Raw genomic sequence first — 17,607 nt, 5'->3', positions numbered from 1 at the left:
CCCGCGTCCACCGCCGCCCACCGCCGCCACCCCGCCTCCGCCCCGCCCGCACCCGCACCCGCACCCGCACCCAACGCCGACGCCCGGCCCCACCCGTGCCCCCGTCGACCCCACGCACACCCGCACTCTTCCCCCCTTCCCCCGCCCGCCCACTGCCCCGCCTCCCCCTCCACCCGCGTAACGCCCCCACGCCGCTTCTCCCCCGCCCCACCCGCCCGCTGCCCGCCTTCCCCACCATCCTCGTAACTGCCCTCGCCAGCTCTTCTCCCCCGCCCCACCCGTGCGACCGCCGTCGACCCCCACACACGCCCGCACCTCTTCCCCTCCCCCGCCCGCCCGCTGCACCGCCTTCCCCTCCACCCGCGTGACCGCCCTCGCCGGCTCTTCCCTCCGTCCCCACCCGTGACCCTCTTCCCTTTTTGTGCTATCACTTAGCTAGACACACGGAATCACGAGAACGGGGTGGCGTCATGACCGAGCAACCACAGGGGACGGCCGAGGCCGAGCGCAGCGACATCCCCGAGATGCCCGCGCCGCGGGTCTCCGAGCGGCGGGCGGCCGGCATGCCCGGGCTGCCGTTCCTGCTGCTCGCCCTGCTGGTGATCGCGGGCGGGGTGGCGCTGGTGATCGCGGGCGCCGGGGCGGGCGGGGGCACCGCGGCCGTACTGGTGACGGTCGGCGTCGTGGTGGCGGTGGTGGCCTTCGTGATGCTCTTCGGGCTGACGCAGGTCGCGCCGGGGCAGGCCCGGGTCTGCCAGCTCTTCGGGCGGTACCAGGGGACGATCCGGCAGGACGGCCTGCGCTGGGTGAACCCGTTCACCAGCCGGCGCCGGGTCTCCACCCGGCTGCGCAACCAGGAGACGGCGGTCCTGAAGGTCAACGACGCCTACGGCAACCCGATCGAACTGGCCGCGGTCGTGGTGTGGCAGGTCGAGGACACCGCCCAGGCGGTCTTCGAGGTCGACGACTTCGTCCGCTTCGTGTCGATCCAGACCGACACCGCGGTACGGCACATCGCCACCCGCTACCCGTACGACAGCCACGACACCGCCGGGCTGTCGCTGCGCGAGAACAGCGAGGAGATCACCGAGCGGCTCTCCGCGGAGATCGCCGCCCGGGTGGAGTCGGCGGGGGTGCGGATCATCGAGTCGCGGTTCACGCACCTCGCGTACGCCGCCGAGATCGCCTCGGCGATGCTCCAACGCCAGCAGGCGGGCGCGATCGTGGCGGCGCGCCAGACCATCGTGGACGGCGCGGTCGGGATGGTGGAGTCGGCGCTGTCGCGGATCGCCGAGCAGGACATCGTCGTCCTGGACGAGGAACGGAAGGCGTCGATGGTGAGCAACCTGCTGGTCGTGCTCTGCGGCGAACGGGCGGCGCAGCCGGTGCTGAACACCGGCACGCTCTACCAGTGAGGCGGCGCGCAGCCCGTGACCGAATCCAGCCGCCCGGCCCGCAAGCAGGTGCTGCTCAGGCTCGACCCGGCCGTCCACGACGCCCTCGCCACGTGGGCGGCGGGCGAGCTGCGCAGCACGAACGCGCAGATCGAGTACCTGCTCCGGCGGGCGCTCGCCGAGGCGGGCCGGATGCCCTCGGCGGTCCGGCCGATCCCGCGCCGGGGCCGCCCGGCGAAGGAGCCGCCACCGGAGGCCGAGTGACCCGGCCCCACCGGCTCGACGTGGGAGAACGCAGGCCCTGACAGGTTATGCACCATGGGTATACACGCGATGTATACCCATGGTGTAGTGTGCTCGGCATGTCAATCGGCCAGACCCTGCTCGGACTCCTGGAGTCCGGCCCGCGCCACGGTTACGACCTCAAGCGCGCCTTCGACGAACGCTTCGGACACGACCGGCCCCTCGCGTACGGCCAGGTCTACTCGACCATGGCCCGGCTGCTGAGGAACGGCCTGGTCGAGGTGGACGGCATAGAGCCCGGGGGCGGCCCGGAGCGCAAGCGGTACGCGATCACCGACGCCGGCGTCACCGACGTGGCGGGCTGGCTCGCGCAGCCGGAGAAGCCCGAGCCCTACCTGCAGACCACCCTCTACACCAAGGTCGTGCTGGCCCTGCTGACCGGCAGGTCCGCGGTGGACCTGCTGGACACCCAGCGGGCCGAACACCTGCGGCTGATGCGCGAGCTGACCCGGCGCAAGCGGGACGGCGACCTCGCCGACCAGCTCATCTGCGACCACGCCCTGTTCCACCTGGAGGCGGACCTGCGCTGGCTGGAGCTGACCGCGGCCCGCCTCGACCAGCTCGCCGCGGAGGTGTCGGCGTGAGCGCGGGCACGGCCGACCGGCGCGGGGCCGGTGGGCGGGGGGCCGCCGCGGCCGGCGCGCACCCGGACGGCGGGGCGCCGCGCCCCGAGCCGCTGCTGCGGGCACACGCGGTGCGCAAGGCGTACGGGCCGACCGCGGCGCTCGACGGGGCGGACCTGACCATCCGCGCCGGCGAGGTGGTGGCCGTGATGGGCCCGTCCGGGTCCGGCAAGTCCACCCTGCTGCACTGCCTGGCCGGCATCGTGACGCCCGACTCCGGCGAGGTCCGCTACCGCGGGCAGGAGCTGTCGGCGATGTCCGACGGCGAGCGCAGCGCCCTGCGCCGTACCGACTTCGGCTTCGTCTTCCAGTTCGGCCAGCTCGTCCCCGAGCTGACCTGCCTGGAGAACGTGGCGATGCCGATGCGGCTGGGGGGCGTCCGGCGCCGGACCGCCGAGCGGAAGGCGGCCGAGTGGCTGGAGCGGCTGGAGGTGGCCGACGTCTCCGGCAAGCGGCCCGGCGAGGTCTCCGGTGGTCAGGGCCAGCGGGTCGCGGTGGCCCGCGCGCTGGTCGACGACCCCCGGGTGGTCTTCGCCGACGAGCCGACCGGCGCGCTGGACTCGCTCAACGGCGAGCGCGTGATGCGGCTGCTGACCGACGCCGCCCACGACACCGGCGCCGCCGTCGTCCTGGTCACCCACGAACCGCGGGTGGCCGCCTACTCCGACCGGGAGATCGTCGTGCGGGACGGGAAGTCGCGCGACATGGAACGGGTGTCATGAGCTCCGGACAGGCACCTCCGCGGTCCGAGCCGTTCGCCGGCTTCGACGCGGCCGGCGGCGGGCCGCCCCGGCCGGGGCCCGGCGAGCGCTCCGCCGACCTGCGCACCTGGCTGCGCGACCTCGCCCTCGGCGCGCGCTTCGCGGTCGGCGGCGGCCGGGAGGGCTGGACCCGCACCCTGCTCACCGCGGTCGGTGTGGGGCTCGGCGTCACCCTGCTGCTGCTGACCGCTTCGGTGCCGGCGATGGTGCACACCCACAGCGGCAAGGAGCACGCCCGCGAGAGCGCGAGCGAGGGCTACATCGCCCACCCCGGCGACCGCACCCTGCTGTGGGCGGACGCCGGGACGACCTACCACGACCACGACATCACCGGGTACCTGCTGCACCCCGAGGGGAAGCAGGCCCAACTGCCGCCGGGCCTGGAGAGCTGGCCGGCCGACGGCACCATGGTGGTCTCCCCCGCCCTGCGCGAGCTGCTGGCCTCCGCGCCGCTGCTGCGCCAGCGGCTGGACCACAAGGTGACGGGCACCATCGGGAAGGCCGGCCTGGTGGGCCCGGCGGACCTGTACTTCTACGCCGGCAGCGACCACCTGGTCGCCCGCGACGCCCAGTACCGGCACGGCAACGCCGACCGGATCAGCGGGTTCGGCTCCCCCGACCGGTCCGACGCACTCGGCGCGCCGCTGGAAATGCTGCTGATCGTCGTCCTGGTGGTGCTGCTGCTGCCGGTCGCGGTGTTCATCGGCACCGCGGTGCGCCTCGGGGGCGAGCGCCGGGACCGGCGGCTGGCCGCGCTGCGGCTGGTCGGCGCGGACATCCGGATGGCCCGCCGCATCGCGGCCGGCGAGGCCCTGCTCGGCGCGCTGTTCGGGCTGGCCCTCGGCACGGTGCTGTTCCTGGCCGGCCGGCAGCTCGCCGCGGAGGTGAGCGTGATGTCGATGTCCGCCTTCCCCTCGGACCTGGCGCCGAACCCGGCGCTGACCGTGCTGATCGTGCTGGCCGTGCCCCTGGCGTCGATCGCGGTGACGCTGGCCGGCCTGCGCGGCACCGCGATCGAACCGCTGGGCGTCGTCCGGCAGGCCCTCGGCAGGCGGCGCCGGCTGTGGTGGCGGCTGCTGCCGCCCGCGGCCGGACTGGCCCTGCTGGCGCCGCTGTTCGGCAAGGTCCACAACGGCTCGGGGATCAACGAGTACCAGGTCGCGGCCGGCGCCGTCCTGCTGCTCATCGGCGTGACCGCGGTGCTGCCGTGGGCGGTGGAGGCCGCGGTGGGACGGTTGCGCGGCGGACCGGTGGCCTGGCAACTGGCCACCCGTAGGCTCCAGCTGAGCAGCAGCGCGTCCGCCCGGATGGTGAGCGGGGTGACCGTCGCGGTGGCCGGCGCGATCGCCCTCCAGATGCTCTTCAACGGCGTCAGCGGCGACTACGTCCACTCCACCGGCGCCGACACCCGGCGCGCCCAGGCGGTCGTGGACGGCACGATGGCGGACACCGCCCGCCTGGCCGCCGACGCGCGGGCGATCGCCGCGGCGCCCGGTGTCCGGCAGGTCTACGGCTACGGACGGGTGGAGGCCACCCGCCCGGACGCCGGCTCGCTGCCCCGGCGCGCGGACACGCAGTACCCCGACCTGCCGCTGGACGTCGGCGACTGCACCGCGCTGCGGCAGATGGCCCGGATCACCTCCTGCCGGCCCGGCAGCGTGTTCCTGGTGCCCCCGACCGACGACGCGTACGGGGCCGCCGACTACCGGAAGTACCTCAGGCCCGGTGCGCGGATCGACCTCAACGGGCCGGACGGCGACACCTACACCGGCAGCCCCCGGCTGTGGCGGATACCGGCGGCGGCGGTCGGTGTCCGCAGCCGGGCGGACGCGACCGGGTCGCACGCCTGGGGGGTGCTCGCCACTCCGCAGGCGGTCGCGGGCGCGTCGCTCGGCGAGCTGGACGGATGGCTGTCGGTGGTGCTCGACCCGGACCGGACCGACGCGATCGAGCACGCCCGCAACGCCGTGGCCGCGCTCGGCCCCGACCTGGACGTCTTCACGCTCTACGACACCAGGACGAAGGCCGGCTTCGTGCAGATCCGCCGCGGGCTGTTCGCCGGGGCGGCCTTCACCATGGCGCTCATCGGCGCCGGGCTGCTGGTCACGATGCTGGAGCAGTTGCGGGAGCGCAGGAAGCTGCTGGCGGTGCTGGTCGCCTTCGGCACCCGGCGCTCGGTGCTGGGCTGGTCGGTGCTGTGGCAGACCGCGGTCCCGGTGGTGCTCGGGCTGCTGCTGGCCGTCGCAGGCGGCATCGGGCTCGGCGCCGCGCTGCTCGCCATGGTGCGGCGGCCCTTCCACACCGACTGGGCCGGGGTCGGCACGATGGCCGGTGTCGGGGCGGGTGTCGTCCTCGCGGTCACGCTGCTGAGCCTGCCGCCGCTGTGGCGGCTGATGCGGGCGGACGGGCTCCGCACCGAGTAGCCGCGCCCACGGCCGGCGACCGCCGGACACGGCACCGCGCTCCGCCCGGGGACTTCCCCCGGGCGGAGCGCGGTGCGGCGCGTGGTCCGGCGCGCGGTCACTTGGCCTTGTCGTCGGCCAGTTCGCGTGACACGGCGTCGCCGCCGCCTGCCGGCTCCGCCGCACCCGTGCCCGTAGCCGTGCCCGCGTCCTGGTCCGTGTCCTTGCCGGCGCCCTGTCCGCTGTCGGCCGCCGCCGCGTCCTCGTCCGCCGCGGCGGGGCCGGGCTGCGGGGCGGCGTCCGCCACGGGGGGCGCGGACACCGGTCCGGCGGGCCCGGTCGGCGGCGCCGCCAGCGCCCCGCTCGCCGCGGCGCCGGACTTGGCGCGGGCCCGGAGCACACCGACCACCGTGTTGCTCACCGCGACCAGCGGCACCGCGCTGACCGCGCCGCCGATCCCGGCGATCATCGACCCGGCCGCCACCGACAGCACCACCGCGAGCGGGTGGACCCGCACCGCGCGGCCGAGGATGAACGGCTGGAGCACGTGGCCCTCGATCTGCTGCACCGCGAGGACCACCAGCAGCACCATCAGCGCGGTGAACGGCCCCTGGGTGACCAGCGCGACGACGACCGCCACCGCGCCTGAGGCGACCGCGCCGACCAGCGGGACGAACGACGACAGGAAGATGACCACCGCCAGCGGCACCGCCATCGGCACGCCGAGGAAGAAGATCCCGACGCCGATGCAGATCGCGTCGATCATCGCCACGATCACGGTCCCGCGCACGTACAGCGTCAGGGTCCGCCAGGCGCGCGGGCCGGCCTCGGCCAGCCCGGCGCGGGCGTCCAGCGGGAACAGCCGCAGCACCCAGTTCCAGATGTTCGGCCCGTCGTAGAGCAGGAACAGGGTGCTGAACATCGCCAGCAGCACCCCGGTCAGGAACTCCACGATGACGGTGACGCCCTGCAGGCCCGCGTCCGTGAGCTGCTTGCTGTTGTGCCCGATGGCGTTGCTGAGGTTGTTGGCGACCTGGTTGATCTGGTCGTCGGTGACGTGGAAGGGGCTGTTGAGCAGCCACTTCTTCCCCTGGTCGATACCGTCCTGGAGGCTGGAGGTCAGGTTGTCGACGTTGTCCATCACCTGCCACACCACGAACCAGCCGACCAGGCCCATCACCACGAAGCCGCCGATGAAGACCATCGCGGTGGCGAGCCCCCGCGGCACCCCCCTGCGCTTGAGGCGGGCCACGAACGGCTGGAGCAGCGCGGTGATCAGCAGCGCGGCCACGAACGCCAGCACCACCAGCCGGACCGCGCCGATCACGCGCATCATCACCCACACGGTGCCGGCCAGGACCAGCAGCCGCCAGCCGATCTCGGCGGCCACCCGCATGCTCCAGGGCACGACCACGACGGGGTTCGGCGCCGGCGCGGCCGGCTGCGGCGCGACGGCCTGCGGGGGCACGGCGGCCGCGGGGGCCTCGGCCGGTACCGCAGGTGACGCCGCGTCGGTGCCCGCCGGCCCGCCCTCCGGCGGCTGCCCGGCGGACTCCGGCTGGGCGGGCACACCGGAGGGGGCCGTGGTGGTCACGGCCCCCCGGTGCTCCGCGTCGCGCGCGGAAACGGTGTTGTGTCTCTCGTCCAGTCGCCCGGCGAGATTCGCCAGACCGGACGCGAGCGTCGCGCTCCAGTGGCGTTTGTCCGGCATCGCTGCTCTCCCCCTGACCCCTCGGCCGTCTGTGGCACTGCTGTGGGAGACGACGTTACCCGGGACCAGGGTTGATCCGGCCGCGCGGGCGGCCGGGCCAACGGCACGTGCCGGACGCCGGTCCGGCGCCGGATCCTAGTAGTAGTGGTTGACCTGCCAGAACTGCCAGGCGTCACACGGACTGCCGTACCGGCTGTTCATGTAGTTCAGGCCCCACTTGATCTGCGTGGCCGGGTTGGTCCGCCAGTCGGCGCCCACCGAGGCCATCTTGGAGCCGGGCAGCGCCTGGACGAGGCCGTAGGCGCCGCTGGACGCGTTGGTCGCGGTGTAGTCCCAACCGCTCTCGCGCGTCACGATGTTGGAGAAGCACATGTACTGACCGCTGCCGACGATCTGCTGGGCCATGGCCTGCACCTGTGCGGCGGTGTACGAGGACTGGACCGAGAAGGTCGCGTTCGCGTCGCCCTTGGCGGCGTCCGCCTTGATCTGGGCCGCTTTGGCCGCGGCCGCGGCGTCGTCCGCCTTCTTCTTCTTGGCGGCGTCCTTCGCGGCCTGGACACGGGCTGCCTGCTCCGCGGACTGCCGGGCCGAGGCGTCCGCGGCGTCGGACTGAGCCTGTACCTGCTCCGTCAACGACGCCTGCTGCACCTGCTGGCCGGCGGGGATGTCCGCGAGGAGGGTGGTCGTGCCCGCGGCTTCGACGGGCTGCTCGGCGGTGCCGCTGCCCTGGTCTGCGCCCGACGCGACGCCGACCACGGCGCCCACAGTGGTGACCGCAGTGGCTGACGCCACCGCGAGTCCCCGGACCGAGATCCGGCTCACACGGTTTCCTTCCGGAATCGCCCGCTTGGTGACCGCACGGACGGAATCGTGCCCCTGGCGCGGTCTCCCTGGGCCGGTCCGCCGTACGGGCCGGGCGGTCACGGGGGTACTGGCCCGGTGCGAAGTCCCTTGCGGGGTCCGCGTGGTGCTCGGGCGGCTCATGGCGTCGATGTGGACTTGTGGGTGACGCGTTCCCGTGCCCCGAGGAGTACGGGAGTGCCATGAGCGGGGCCTGACAGCCTCACACCCTGCCGTACTCCGACGCCGTGCGGCAATTTCCGGTTGAGTGGCAAACTTCACATGCTGCGGAAGGAGGTAATTCCCTGCGTCCGCACCCCCCGAACGCTAAGCTGCTGCGCCCGGTTCTCCCGGACGCAGCAGCCTCAACTCACCTTATTATCGGACAGATACGGCCATTGCTCAGCTTCCGGCGTCCTCCAGCATCTCGGTGACGAGCGCGGCGATCGGCGACCGCTCGGACCGGCTGAGCGTCACGTGCGCGAAGAGCGGATGGCCCTTCAGCTTCTCCACCACCGCGACCACGCCGTCGTACCGGCCGACCCTGAGGTTGTCGCGCTGGGCCACGTCATGGGTGAGCACCACCCGCGAGCCGGACCCGATCCGGGACAGCACGGTCAGCAGGACGTTCCGCTCCAGGGACTGGGCCTCGTCCACGATCACGAACGCGTCGTGCAGGGAGCGGCCCCGGATGTGGGTCAGCGGCAGCACCTCCAGCATGCCGCGCGCGACCACCTCCTCGATGACCTCCTTCGACGTCACCGCCGCGAGGGTGTCGAAGACCGCCTGGGCCCACGGGCTCATCTTCTCCGCCTCGCTGCCCGGCAGATAGCCCAGTTCCTGCCCGCCGACCGCGTACAGCGGGCGGAAGACCATCACCTTGCGGTGCTGGCGGCGCTCCAGGACCGCCTCCAGGCCCGCGCACAGCGCCAGCGCGGACTTGCCGGTACCGGCCCGCCCGCCCATCGACACGATGCCGACCTCCGGGTCGAGCAGCAGGTCCAGCGCGATCCGCTGCTCGGCGCTGCGGCCGTGGATGCCGAACGCCTCGCGGTCGCCGCGCACCAGGCGCACCCGGCCGTCCTCGGTGACCCGTCCCAGCGCCTTGCCGCGCTCGGACTGCAGCACCAGGCCGGTGTGCACCGGCAGGTCCGCCACCTCGGGCAGGTCGACGACCTCCTGTGCGAAGAGGGCGTCCACGGCCTCGGCGCCGACCTGCAGCTCCTCCATCCCGGTCCAGCCGGAGGTGATGGCGAGCTCCGCGCGGTACTCCTCGGCGAGCAGCCCGACCGAGGACGCCTTGACCCGCAGCGGCAGGTCCTTGGAGACGACGGTGACGTCGTACCCCTCGGCCTGGAGGTTGCGGGCGACGGCGAGGATGCGCGAGTCGTTGTCACCGAGCCGGAAGCCCGCGGGCAGCACCCCGGGGTCCGAGTGGTTGAGCTCGACCCGCAGCGTGCCGCCGATGTCGCCGATCGGGATCGGCGCGTCGAGCCTGCCGTACCTGATCCGGAACTCGTCGAGCGTCCGCAACGCCTGGCGGGCGAAGTAGCCGAGTTCCGGGTGGTGGCGCTTGGCCTCCAGCTCCGTCACCACCACGACCGGGAGCACGACCTCGTGCTCGTCGAAACGGGTGAAGGCGCCTGGGTCGGCGAGCAGCACGCTGGTGTCGAGTACATATGTGCGCCGGTCGTGATCACGGCGGTTCTTGCTGGTCACCACGTGTGGACGAACCCCCTCGGGAGAGGTGAGTCTTGCGGTCCGGCACCCAAGGTCCGGATGCCGGTCTGCCAGTGATATGCCCTGGAACGGCCGCGCGCATGCGGACGCATACGACAGTCACCCGACGGTCATCGCTCCGCCACGCAGCGCTCACCCCCGCTTACGGGCGCCTCACGACCCGAAGCGGCGGTGCCGGGCGGCGTAGTCGCGCAGCGCCCGGAGGAAGTCCACCTTGCGGAAGGCGGGCCAGAAGACCTCGCAGAAGTAGTACTCCGAGTGCGCGCTCTGCCACAGCATGAAACCGGACAGCCGCTGCTCGCCCGAGGTGCGGATCACCAGGTCGGGGTCGGGCTGGCCGCGGGTGTAGAGGTGCTCGGCGATGTGTTCGACGTCGAGGATCTCGGCCAGGTCCTCGATGGAGGTGCCGCGCCCGGCGTGCTCGTGCAGCAGCGAGCGGACCGCGTCGGCGATCTCCTGCCGGCCGCCGTAGCCGACCGCCACGTTGACGAGGATGCCGTCGCGGCCGTCGGTGGCCTGCTCGGCCTCCTTGAGCACGTTCTGGGTGTGGGAGGGCAGCAGGTCCATCGTGCCCACGTGGTGCACCCGCCAGCGGCCGGCCGCGGCCAGCTCGGTGACGGCGTCCTCGATGATCCGCAGCAGCGGCACGAGCTGGTCGGCCGGGCGGTCCAGGTTGTCGGTGGACAGCAGCCACAGGGTGACCACCTCGACGCCGGTCTCCTCGCACCAGCCCAGCATCTCGGCGATCTTGTCCGCGCCGGCCCGGTGGCCCTGCTCGGGGCTGCCGCCGGACGCCTTCGCCCAGCGCCGGTTGCCGTCCAGGATCACGCCGATGTGCTTGGGGGCCTGCGACACGTCGATCCGGCGTTCCACCCGGCGGGAGTACAACCCGTACACCAGGTCGCGCAGATTCATCGCGTACCAGCCCCTCATGTGCTCGTCGCCCGAGCGGCCACACTACTGCGCGAACAGCCGTACGCACGAACCGGGTCGAGCGCCCGCGGGCGGTGCGGGGCGGCTCGGCGCGGGGTCGGCGGGCCCCGGAGGGGGCCGCGACGAACGGGAGAAGTTTCAACCATCCGTGATAAGCAGATGCACGTGAACATCAGAAACAGCTACCGCGCCGCCGACGAGCGCTACGACTCGATGGAGTACCGCCGCACCGGCCGCAGCGGCCTCAAACTGCCGGCGATCTCGCTCGGCCTGTGGCACAACTTCGGCGACGACCGCACCCTGGACTCGCAGCGCGCCATCCTGCGCCGCGCCTTCGACCTCGGGGTCACCCACTTCGACCTGGCCAACAACTACGGCCCGCCCTACGGCGCCGCCGAGGCCAACTTCGGCACCCTCTTCGCGCAGGACTTCCGCCCCTACCGCGACGAGCTGGTCATCTCCACCAAGGCCGGCTACGACATGTGGCCGGGCCCGTACGGCGAGTGGGGCTCGCGGAAGTACCTGCTCGCCTCGCTCGACCAGTCGCTGTCCCGGATGGGCCTGGACTACGTCGACATCTTCTACTCCCACCGCTTCGACCCGGAGACCCCGCTCGAGGAGACCATGGGGGCCCTGGCCACCGCGGTCCAGCAGGGCAAGGCCCTCTACGTCGGCATCTCCTCCTACGGCCCGGAGCGCACCCGCGAGGCCGCGCGCATCCTGCGCGGGCTGGGCGTGCCGGCGCTGATCCACCAGCCGTCGTACTCGATGATCAACCGCTGGATCGAGGACGACGGGCTGCTGGACGTGCTCGACGAGGAGGGCATGGGCTGCATCGGGTTCGTGCCGCTGGCCCAGGGCCTGCTCACCGACCGCTACCTCGGCGGCATCCCGGCCGACTCGCGCGCCGCGCAGGGCAAGTCGCTCAACCCGGAGCTGGTCAACGACGAGACGGTCACCCGGCTGCGCGCCCTCAACGACGTCGCCGCCGCCCGGGGCCAGTCCCTGGCGCAACTGGCGCTGTCGTGGGCGCTGCGGGACCCGCGGGTGACCTCGGCGCTGATCGGCGCGTCCTCCGTCGGGCAGTTGGAGGCGAACGTGGCCGCGGTCGGGGCGGCGCCGCTGACCGCGGAGGAGCTGGCCGAGATCGACCGCCACGCGGTGGAGCCGGAGGGCGTGAACCTCTGGAGCGTGAGCAGCGGCGCCTGACCGGCCCCGCCCGGGTGCCCCGCCCGCCGGACCGCGAGGTCCCGTAACGGCGGGGCACCCCGCCGAAGGGGTCAGGCGAGCAGGGCCGCCAGCGCCCCCGCGAGCATGAACGGCCCGAAGGGCATCGCGGTCTTGCGGGTGGCACGGCGGGTGGCGATGAGGACGAGCCCGACGAGGGCGCCCAGCAGGAACCCGGCGAACGTGCCGGTGACCACCGCGCCCCAGCCGTACCAGCCCAGGACGAGCCCGAGGGTGGGGGCGAGCTTCACGTCGCCGAAGCCCATCCCGGCCGGGTTGACGAAGAACAGCACGGCGTACAGCACCCCGAGGACCGCGGCGGCCAGCAGCGCCCGCGTCCACGAGCCGTGCGCGGACGGCAGCAGGGCCGCGCCGGCCAGCAGGAGCGCGGTGAGCCCGAGCGCGGGCAGCGTGAGCACGTCGGGCAGCCGGTGGACGGCGAGGTCGACGCGGGCGAGGACGCCGCCGACCGGCACCAGCAGCAGCCAGACGGCGAGTTCGGGATGGCCGCCCAGCCGCCAGGCCAGCGCCGCGCACACCAGCGCGCAACCGAGCGCGGCGCCGGCGCCCGCACCATGGCGGCGGCGCCCCTCCGGGCACCGCCCGCAGCGCGCCGGGCCGAACCAGCCGCCGACCGGGTGCCCGGCCGGGCAGACGGCCGCCCACGGCTCCTCGGCGGGGACCGCCAACCGGTAGGCGGCGCGCGGCAGGAGCAGCCCGGCGGCCGTTCCCCAGACGGCGGCGCCCGCGATCAGATAGACATGCACCGGGCCGACCGTACACGGGCGGCCGTGCCGTCCGGGAGGGGCCGTGTCCGCGAAGGGGCACGCCCGGGAACGGCGGCCCGCCGCGGACGGGAGGGACGGACCATGCGCCGACGATGGCGGGACGGCGAGGGGGTGCTGCGCACGCCCGGCGGCGAGGTGGCGCTGCGCGTCGCCGCCTCCTACCGCTCCCGCACCCGGGGCCTGCTCGGCAGCGACGGGCTCGACGGCGCGCTGCTGCTCACCCCCGCCTCCAGCATCCACACGGTACGGATGCGGTTCGCGATCGACGTCGCCTACCTCGACCGGCGGCTGCGGGTGCTCGCGGTGCGCACCATGCCGCCCGGCCGCCTCGGCCGCCCCCGGCTGCGCGCCCGGCACGTCCTGGAGGCGGAGGCGGGCGCGTTCGCCCGGTGGGGTGTGGCCAAGGGCGTCACGCTGGAGGTCCCGGACTGACGCCGGGCGGGCCGGCGACGGAGAACGGGCCGGTTCGCAGGGGGGGAGCGCGAACCGGCCCGAGGGGGGGACTTGCACCGTACCGCGCCGGGCGGCGTCCGGTGCGCTACGACGCGGGCGGGGTGAAGGTGATCTCCACCCGGCGGTTCTCGCGGCGGCCGCTCTCGGAGGAGTTGTCGGCGATCGGGTACTGCTCGCCGTAGCCGCGGACCTGGAAGGTGTGGCCCGGGTCGCCGAGCGTCGAGAGCTGCGCGGCCAGCACGTTGTACACGGCGGTGGCCCGCTGCTTCGACAGCACGTCGCCGTGCGCGCTGCTGCCCAGGTTGTCGGTGAACCCGAAGACGCGGATGGCCGAGGTGACGTGCTGGGCGTTGATGTCGCCCGCGATCGCCTGGATACGGGACGTGGCGGTCGCCGAGAGCTTCGCGCTGTCCTTCGTGAAGAGCACCTCCGCCTGGAGGGCGTACGTCACGGTGGTGTTCGACGTCTCCTGCCGTTCCTCCGGCTGGCTGGCGGAGACCGAGCCCTGGTCGGTGACCGAGACGATGTCGAGGACCTTCGGCGGGGCGAGTGTGGCGCCCTGCGCGAGCTTGAGGTCCGGCGAGGTGGCGTCGATGGGGACGGGGGCGCTGGGGGTCGGGTCGCCGGCGGTCGGCGGCGGGTTCGGGTCCGCACCGGCGGGGAGCGGAACCGCGCAGACGAGGGCGAGCGCGGCGGTGAGCACACCGGCCGCGGCGGCTCCCCGGCGCGGCCGGGGGCGGGAGCGGGGGCCGGCCACGCAGTCGGGGGCGGGGCCCGAAGCGGCGCGGGGGTGGGGGGCGGGAGTGGGAGCCGGCTGGGAAGCGGGAGCCGGGTGGGGTCGGGGTGTGCGGGTCACGGCGGGGTCACCCCTCGGAGATGGAGATCTTGGCGGGGGGCATGGTGGGCAGTTCGAACTCGACGGAGGTGGTGGACTCCGGCGGGGAGGGGAACTGGGCGAAGAAGGGGCGGGTCTCCTGGGGTTCGATGCTGAGCAGCTTCATCGTGCACAGGCACTTGCCCTCGGTGTCCCTGAGGACGTAGTACCGCTTCTTGCCCGCCTCGTCCACGAGCACCGCTCCGGCGACGGACGCTCCTGAGGCGGAGAGGGCCGTCTCGTTGCCGACCCAGTCGTTGGCGTCGAACTCCGAGGTGCCGTTGTTGGTGACCTCGCCCTGCACGGTGACGAAACCACCGGAGTCGCGCACCGCGGAGTTGATGGTCACCTCGATGTCCTTCTCCCCCCTGATCTGCGCGAGCACCTGGCTCGGGCTGGGGGACGGCGACGTCGTGCCCGCGCTCGTCGAGGCGCTCGCCTGACCGCTGCCCGACGGGGACGGCTTGTCGTCGCTCTTCTTGTCACCCCCGCCGCCGCACCCCGCCAGCGATACGACGGCAAGGGCCGCGCATGCCACCACGGTCGTCGCCCTGCGCCCGTACCCCATCGCTCCCCATTTCCTCGCTGCTCGTTCGGTGGTCACTTGGCCAGGTGGACGGTGAAGAAGTCCGACAGGTCCAGCGTGAAGTCGCCCGCCTTCGGATCGACCTCCAGCGGACCGCCGTCACAGGTGAAGCGCAGGAGGTCCCCGTCCTTGGCCCCCAGACTGCACCGGGGCTCGACCACGGCGGTCGCGGTCGCCATCGCGTGCGTGTCCTTGGTGCTGTCGATCACCGAACTGCCCACGGTGCCGTTGGTCATGACGGTCACGGTATAGCCCGGCTTCCCGTCCAGCGGGACGCAGTCGTCGACCCTCGCGTCGTTGGCGTCGGCGTAGTCGGAGGCGGCGCCGCACGCGGCCAGGTCGTCCAGGCTGGCGCTTTCGAGCAGGCGCGCGAGCGCCGTGACGTCGTCGCCCTTCAGGGCGGCGAGGAACGCCTCCTGGACGTCGTCACGGTTCTCGCGTGCCGCCGCGAGCGCCGCCGCGTCGGCGGCCGTCTGGGCGCCGTTGCGGGTCACTGCCGCCTGGCCCACCGCGAAGTACGCGAAGGCCAGGAAGAACAGCGCGCCGATGGCGACGATGTAGATGCCGACGGTCTGGCCGGCGTCGTCGCCGAACCGGCCTATTTGCCGCTGCCGCTGGTGATCTTGCTGATGGTGTCGGTGATCGCGTCCTTGATCTTCGTGCCGATGTCCGTCGTCCCCGCCAGGACGCCGATGATCACGGCGATCACCACGGCGATCCCGAGGTACTCGAAGGACGTCTGACCGCGGTCCGAGCGGGCCGCCGTCCGGGCGGCCAGCCGGGTGGCCAGACGGTCCGTGCGGGAGCGGACCCAGACCCCGGCGTCCGTGTAGTGCTGCAGAACCCACCTGTTCATCGATGGCCCCATTCCTGATCACCTGGCTCCTGGTCACGGCGGCCGGTTCCGGCCGGTCGGGTTCGGTGGGCACGGCACACCGCCCTTCGCTGGTCCTGCTGCCCGTACCGGGCGCGTCGGCGCCCGGTAGGCCAGCATGACGCGAACTCACGCTGAGTCGTACCCCGTTCACGCAAAACAACCGGCTCACCCGCTCCCGAAGAGATCACCGAAGTGAATCTGCGAGCCGATGATCGTGCCCGCGATGAGCAGGATCATGGTGGCCGGGACGAGCAGGATCGTGATGACGCCGGTCGCGCGCGGGACCATCCGGGCCGCGCGGCGGCGGGCGTTCTGCGCCTCGGTGCGGCGCATGTCGGTGGCGATCTGGAGCAGGGTGCGCGCGATCGGCGCACCGAGTTCCTCGCCCTGCTGGAGCGCCGTGACGAACTGCCCGACCTGGTCGCTGCCGTTGCGCCTGCGCAGTTGGTCGAAGGCGTCCCGGCGGCTGACCCCGACGTCCATCTGCCGCAGGGCCACCCGGATCTCGTCCGACCAGGGGCCGGTGTAGACGGAGTTGACCCGCTCCAGGGCCTGGCGGAAGCCGAGGCCGGCGCTGACCACGACCGCGAGCACGTCGAGGAAGTCCGGCAGGGTGCGCTCGATGTCGTCGCGGCGGCGGCGCACCGCCAGCCAGAGGCCGAGGTCCGCCCACCACCAGGCGTAGGCGAGCAGCAGCAGCGCGAGGAACCAGTGGCCGCTGCCGAGCAGGGCCAGCGCGGCGACCCCGCCGAGGAACCCGTAGACGGCGCGGCGGGCGGCGTACCGCTCGACGGTGAGGCCGTAGGGGTGCCCCGCGTGGTCGATCCGGGCGCGCATCCGGGCGATCCGGGCGGGGCCCATCATCCGCAGCACCATGGGCGACCAGCGCATGCCGACCCGGTCGACGGCGTTGCCGGTGCGGGTGGTGCGGGTGCGGCCGACCTCCAGGGCGAGCGCGAGGTCGTCCGGGAGCTTGGCGTCCGCGCGCAGCAGGCCGACGGCGTACACGACGCCGGTCACGGCGGCGGCGAGCAGGACGGCGAGGCCGAGTCCGGTCAGGGTCATCGTGTCGGGCCCCTCACACGTCGATCCGCGACATGCGGCGGATGAGGGCGAACCCGACCACGTACAGGCCCAGCGAGACCAGCACGCAGATCCGGCCGATGTTGGAGCCGGTCATGGCGCTGAGCGAGCCGGGCATGATCCGGTTGAGCAGGAGCAGCGAGCCGATGCCGATCACCGGGACCGCGTAGGCGGTGACGGTGACCTGGGACATCTGGGTGCGGATCTCGCGGCGGGTCTCCTTGCGCTCCTCCAGGGTGACGGTGAGGTTGCGCAGGGACTCCACGACGGAGCCGCCGGCCCGGCTGGACAGCACCAGGGTGGACACCAGGACGACCAACTCGCGGCTGGGCAGGCGGAGCTGGAGCTCGCCGAGGGCGTCCTCCACGGAGTGGCCGACCGCCATGGCGTCGGCGACCTGCTTCAACTCCTCGCCCGCGGGCGCCTCCAGCTCGTCCGCGGCCATGGAGACCGCGGTGCGCAGGGCCAGGCCGGCCTGGGTGGCGTTGGCCAGCACCCGGGCCAGCTCGGGGAGTTGGGCGATGAAGCGTTCGTTGCGCACCCGCCGGCGCCAGGACAGGAAGGACAGGCCCGCCCAGCCGGCGAGGATCGCGGCGATCGGGCCGAAGAACGGCGCGAGCAGGGTGGCGGCGACCACCCAGGCCGCGGCGACGACGCCGGCCACGGCCGCGGTGAACTGGCCGGGGGTGAGGTTGGTGCCGGTGGCGGCGAGCCGTCCGGCCAGCCGGCGGCCCCAGGCGTACCGGCGCACCCGGCGGTCCAGGGCGGCGAAGGCGGGCCGCGCGGCGCGGTCGTCGCCGAGGTCGCCGGCGAGCCGTTCGACCAGGGCGGCGCGGTCGGCGCGGCCGCCCCACCAGGCGTGCACGCCCCACACGCCCAGCGCGAGCGCGAGGGTGGCGGCGGCGAGCACGACCAGCGGGTAGGGCCCGGAGGCGAACTGGGTGCCGGCCAGGGTGGCCGGGGTGGCCGTCCCCGCGGTGAGGGCGCCGCCCGGGAGGGAGGCGGGGATGGG

General features: G+C 73.6%; 18 protein-coding genes. 7 read left to right on the top strand and 11 right to left on the bottom strand.

Translation table 11 applies throughout. From position 1 onward, the window contains the following. The first annotated feature begins 470 nt into the window (after positions 1–470). From RVR_RS23410 to RVR_RS23390, 5 genes are all read left to right on the top strand, one after another. Complete coding sequence (locus RVR_RS23410; protein ID WP_202235780.1) at positions 471–1,415, top strand: SPFH domain-containing protein; 945 nt, start codon at positions 471–473, stop codon at positions 1,413–1,415. 15 nt (positions 1,416–1,430) lie between these two features. After that, a complete protein-coding gene (locus RVR_RS23405) occupies positions 1,431–1,658 on the top strand; it encodes a type II toxin-antitoxin system antitoxin (protein ID WP_202235779.1) in 228 nt (75 codons plus the stop codon). Between the two features lie 98 nt (positions 1,659–1,756). Continuing rightward, positions 1,757–2,281, top strand: coding sequence for a PadR family transcriptional regulator (locus RVR_RS23400; RefSeq protein WP_202235778.1), 525 nt, complete (start codon positions 1,757–1,759; stop codon positions 2,279–2,281). Positions 2,282–2,373: 92 nt separating this feature from the next. Further along, a complete protein-coding gene (locus RVR_RS23395) occupies positions 2,374–3,042 on the top strand; it encodes an ABC transporter ATP-binding protein (protein WP_202239005.1) in 669 nt (222 codons plus the stop codon). Next, positions 3,039–5,504, top strand: coding sequence for an ABC transporter permease (locus RVR_RS23390; protein WP_237404918.1), 2,466 nt, complete (start codon positions 3,039–3,041; stop codon positions 5,502–5,504). Before RVR_RS23395 ends, RVR_RS23390 begins: the two co-directional genes overlap by 4 nt. Before the next feature lie 97 nt (positions 5,505–5,601). Here RVR_RS23390 and RVR_RS23385 read toward each other — a convergent pair whose 3' ends face one another. The 4 genes from RVR_RS23385 to RVR_RS23370 all read right to left on the bottom strand — a co-directional run bounded on the left by RVR_RS23385 (position 5,602) and on the right by RVR_RS23370 (position 10,689). Further along, on the bottom strand, positions 5,602–7,194 hold the full coding sequence (locus RVR_RS23385) for an AI-2E family transporter (protein ID WP_202235777.1): 1,593 nt from the start codon (positions 7,192–7,194) through the stop codon (positions 5,602–5,604). A 135-nt stretch (positions 7,195–7,329) separates the two neighbouring features. Next, on the bottom strand, positions 7,330–8,016 hold the full coding sequence (locus RVR_RS23380) for an aggregation-promoting factor C-terminal-like domain-containing protein (RefSeq protein WP_237404917.1): 687 nt from the start codon (positions 8,014–8,016) through the stop codon (positions 7,330–7,332). 420 nt (positions 8,017–8,436) lie between these two features. Further along, complete coding sequence (gene phoH2 / locus RVR_RS23375) at positions 8,437–9,756, bottom strand: RNA 5'-3' helicase PhoH2 (RefSeq protein ID WP_202235775.1); 1,320 nt, start codon at positions 9,754–9,756, stop codon at positions 8,437–8,439. Positions 9,757–9,927: 171 nt separating this feature from the next. Further along, entirely contained in the window at positions 9,928–10,689 is a 762-nt protein-coding gene (locus RVR_RS23370) for an isoprenyl transferase (protein WP_202235774.1), read from the bottom strand. Positions 10,690–10,872: 183 nt separating this feature from the next. Here RVR_RS23370 and mgrA point away from each other — a divergent pair, with 183 nt between their 5' ends. Beyond that, positions 10,873–11,916, top strand: coding sequence for an L-glyceraldehyde 3-phosphate reductase (gene mgrA / locus RVR_RS23365; protein ID WP_272933101.1), 1,044 nt, complete (start codon positions 10,873–10,875; stop codon positions 11,914–11,916). A 71-nt stretch (positions 11,917–11,987) separates the two neighbouring features. Here the strand turns inward: mgrA and RVR_RS23360 are convergent, their stop codons facing one another. Next, on the bottom strand, positions 11,988–12,701 hold the full coding sequence (locus RVR_RS23360) for a prepilin peptidase (protein ID WP_202235772.1): 714 nt from the start codon (positions 12,699–12,701) through the stop codon (positions 11,988–11,990). Positions 12,702–12,803: 102 nt separating this feature from the next. Here RVR_RS23360 and RVR_RS23355 point away from each other — a divergent pair, with 102 nt between their 5' ends. Continuing rightward, positions 12,804–13,154, top strand: coding sequence for a DUF192 domain-containing protein (locus RVR_RS23355; protein WP_202235770.1), 351 nt, complete (start codon positions 12,804–12,806; stop codon positions 13,152–13,154). Positions 13,155–13,260: 106 nt separating this feature from the next. Here RVR_RS23355 and RVR_RS23350 read toward each other — a convergent pair whose 3' ends face one another. The 6 genes from RVR_RS23350 to RVR_RS23325 form a co-directional block, all read right to left on the bottom strand. After that, a complete protein-coding gene (locus RVR_RS23350; RefSeq protein ID WP_237404916.1) occupies positions 13,261–13,878 on the bottom strand; it encodes an OmpA family protein in 618 nt (205 codons plus the stop codon). A gap of 160 nt (positions 13,879–14,038) precedes the next feature. Beyond that, positions 14,039–14,398 carry a hypothetical protein gene (locus RVR_RS37830; RefSeq protein ID WP_237404915.1) on the bottom strand — a complete coding sequence of 120 codons (360 nt, stop codon included), beginning with the start codon at positions 14,396–14,398 and terminating at the stop codon, positions 14,039–14,041. 251 nt (positions 14,399–14,649) lie between these two features. Then, a complete protein-coding gene (locus RVR_RS23340; protein WP_488165673.1) occupies positions 14,650–15,198 on the bottom strand; it encodes a pilus assembly protein TadG-related protein in 549 nt (182 codons plus the stop codon). A gap of 35 nt (positions 15,199–15,233) precedes the next feature. Beyond that, positions 15,234–15,491 (bottom strand): Flp family type IVb pilin, encoded by a 258-nt coding sequence (locus RVR_RS23335; protein ID WP_237404913.1) that lies wholly within the window; start codon positions 15,489–15,491, stop codon positions 15,234–15,236. A 186-nt stretch (positions 15,492–15,677) separates the two neighbouring features. Then, positions 15,678–16,577, bottom strand: a complete 900-nt coding sequence (locus tag RVR_RS23330; protein ID WP_202235764.1) for a DUF5936 domain-containing protein — start codon at positions 16,575–16,577, stop codon at positions 15,678–15,680. 13 nt (positions 16,578–16,590) lie between these two features. Further along, positions 16,591–17,547, bottom strand: coding sequence for a type II secretion system F family protein (locus RVR_RS23325; protein WP_202238990.1), 957 nt, complete (start codon positions 17,545–17,547; stop codon positions 16,591–16,593). Positions 17,548–17,607 lie beyond the last annotated feature (60 nt).

Source organism: Streptomyces sp. SN-593, from assembly GCF_016756395.1.
Lineage (GTDB): Bacteria > Actinomycetota > Actinomycetes > Streptomycetales > Streptomycetaceae > Actinacidiphila > Actinacidiphila reveromycinica.
This window is presented reverse-complemented; position numbering and strand designations above follow the sequence as displayed.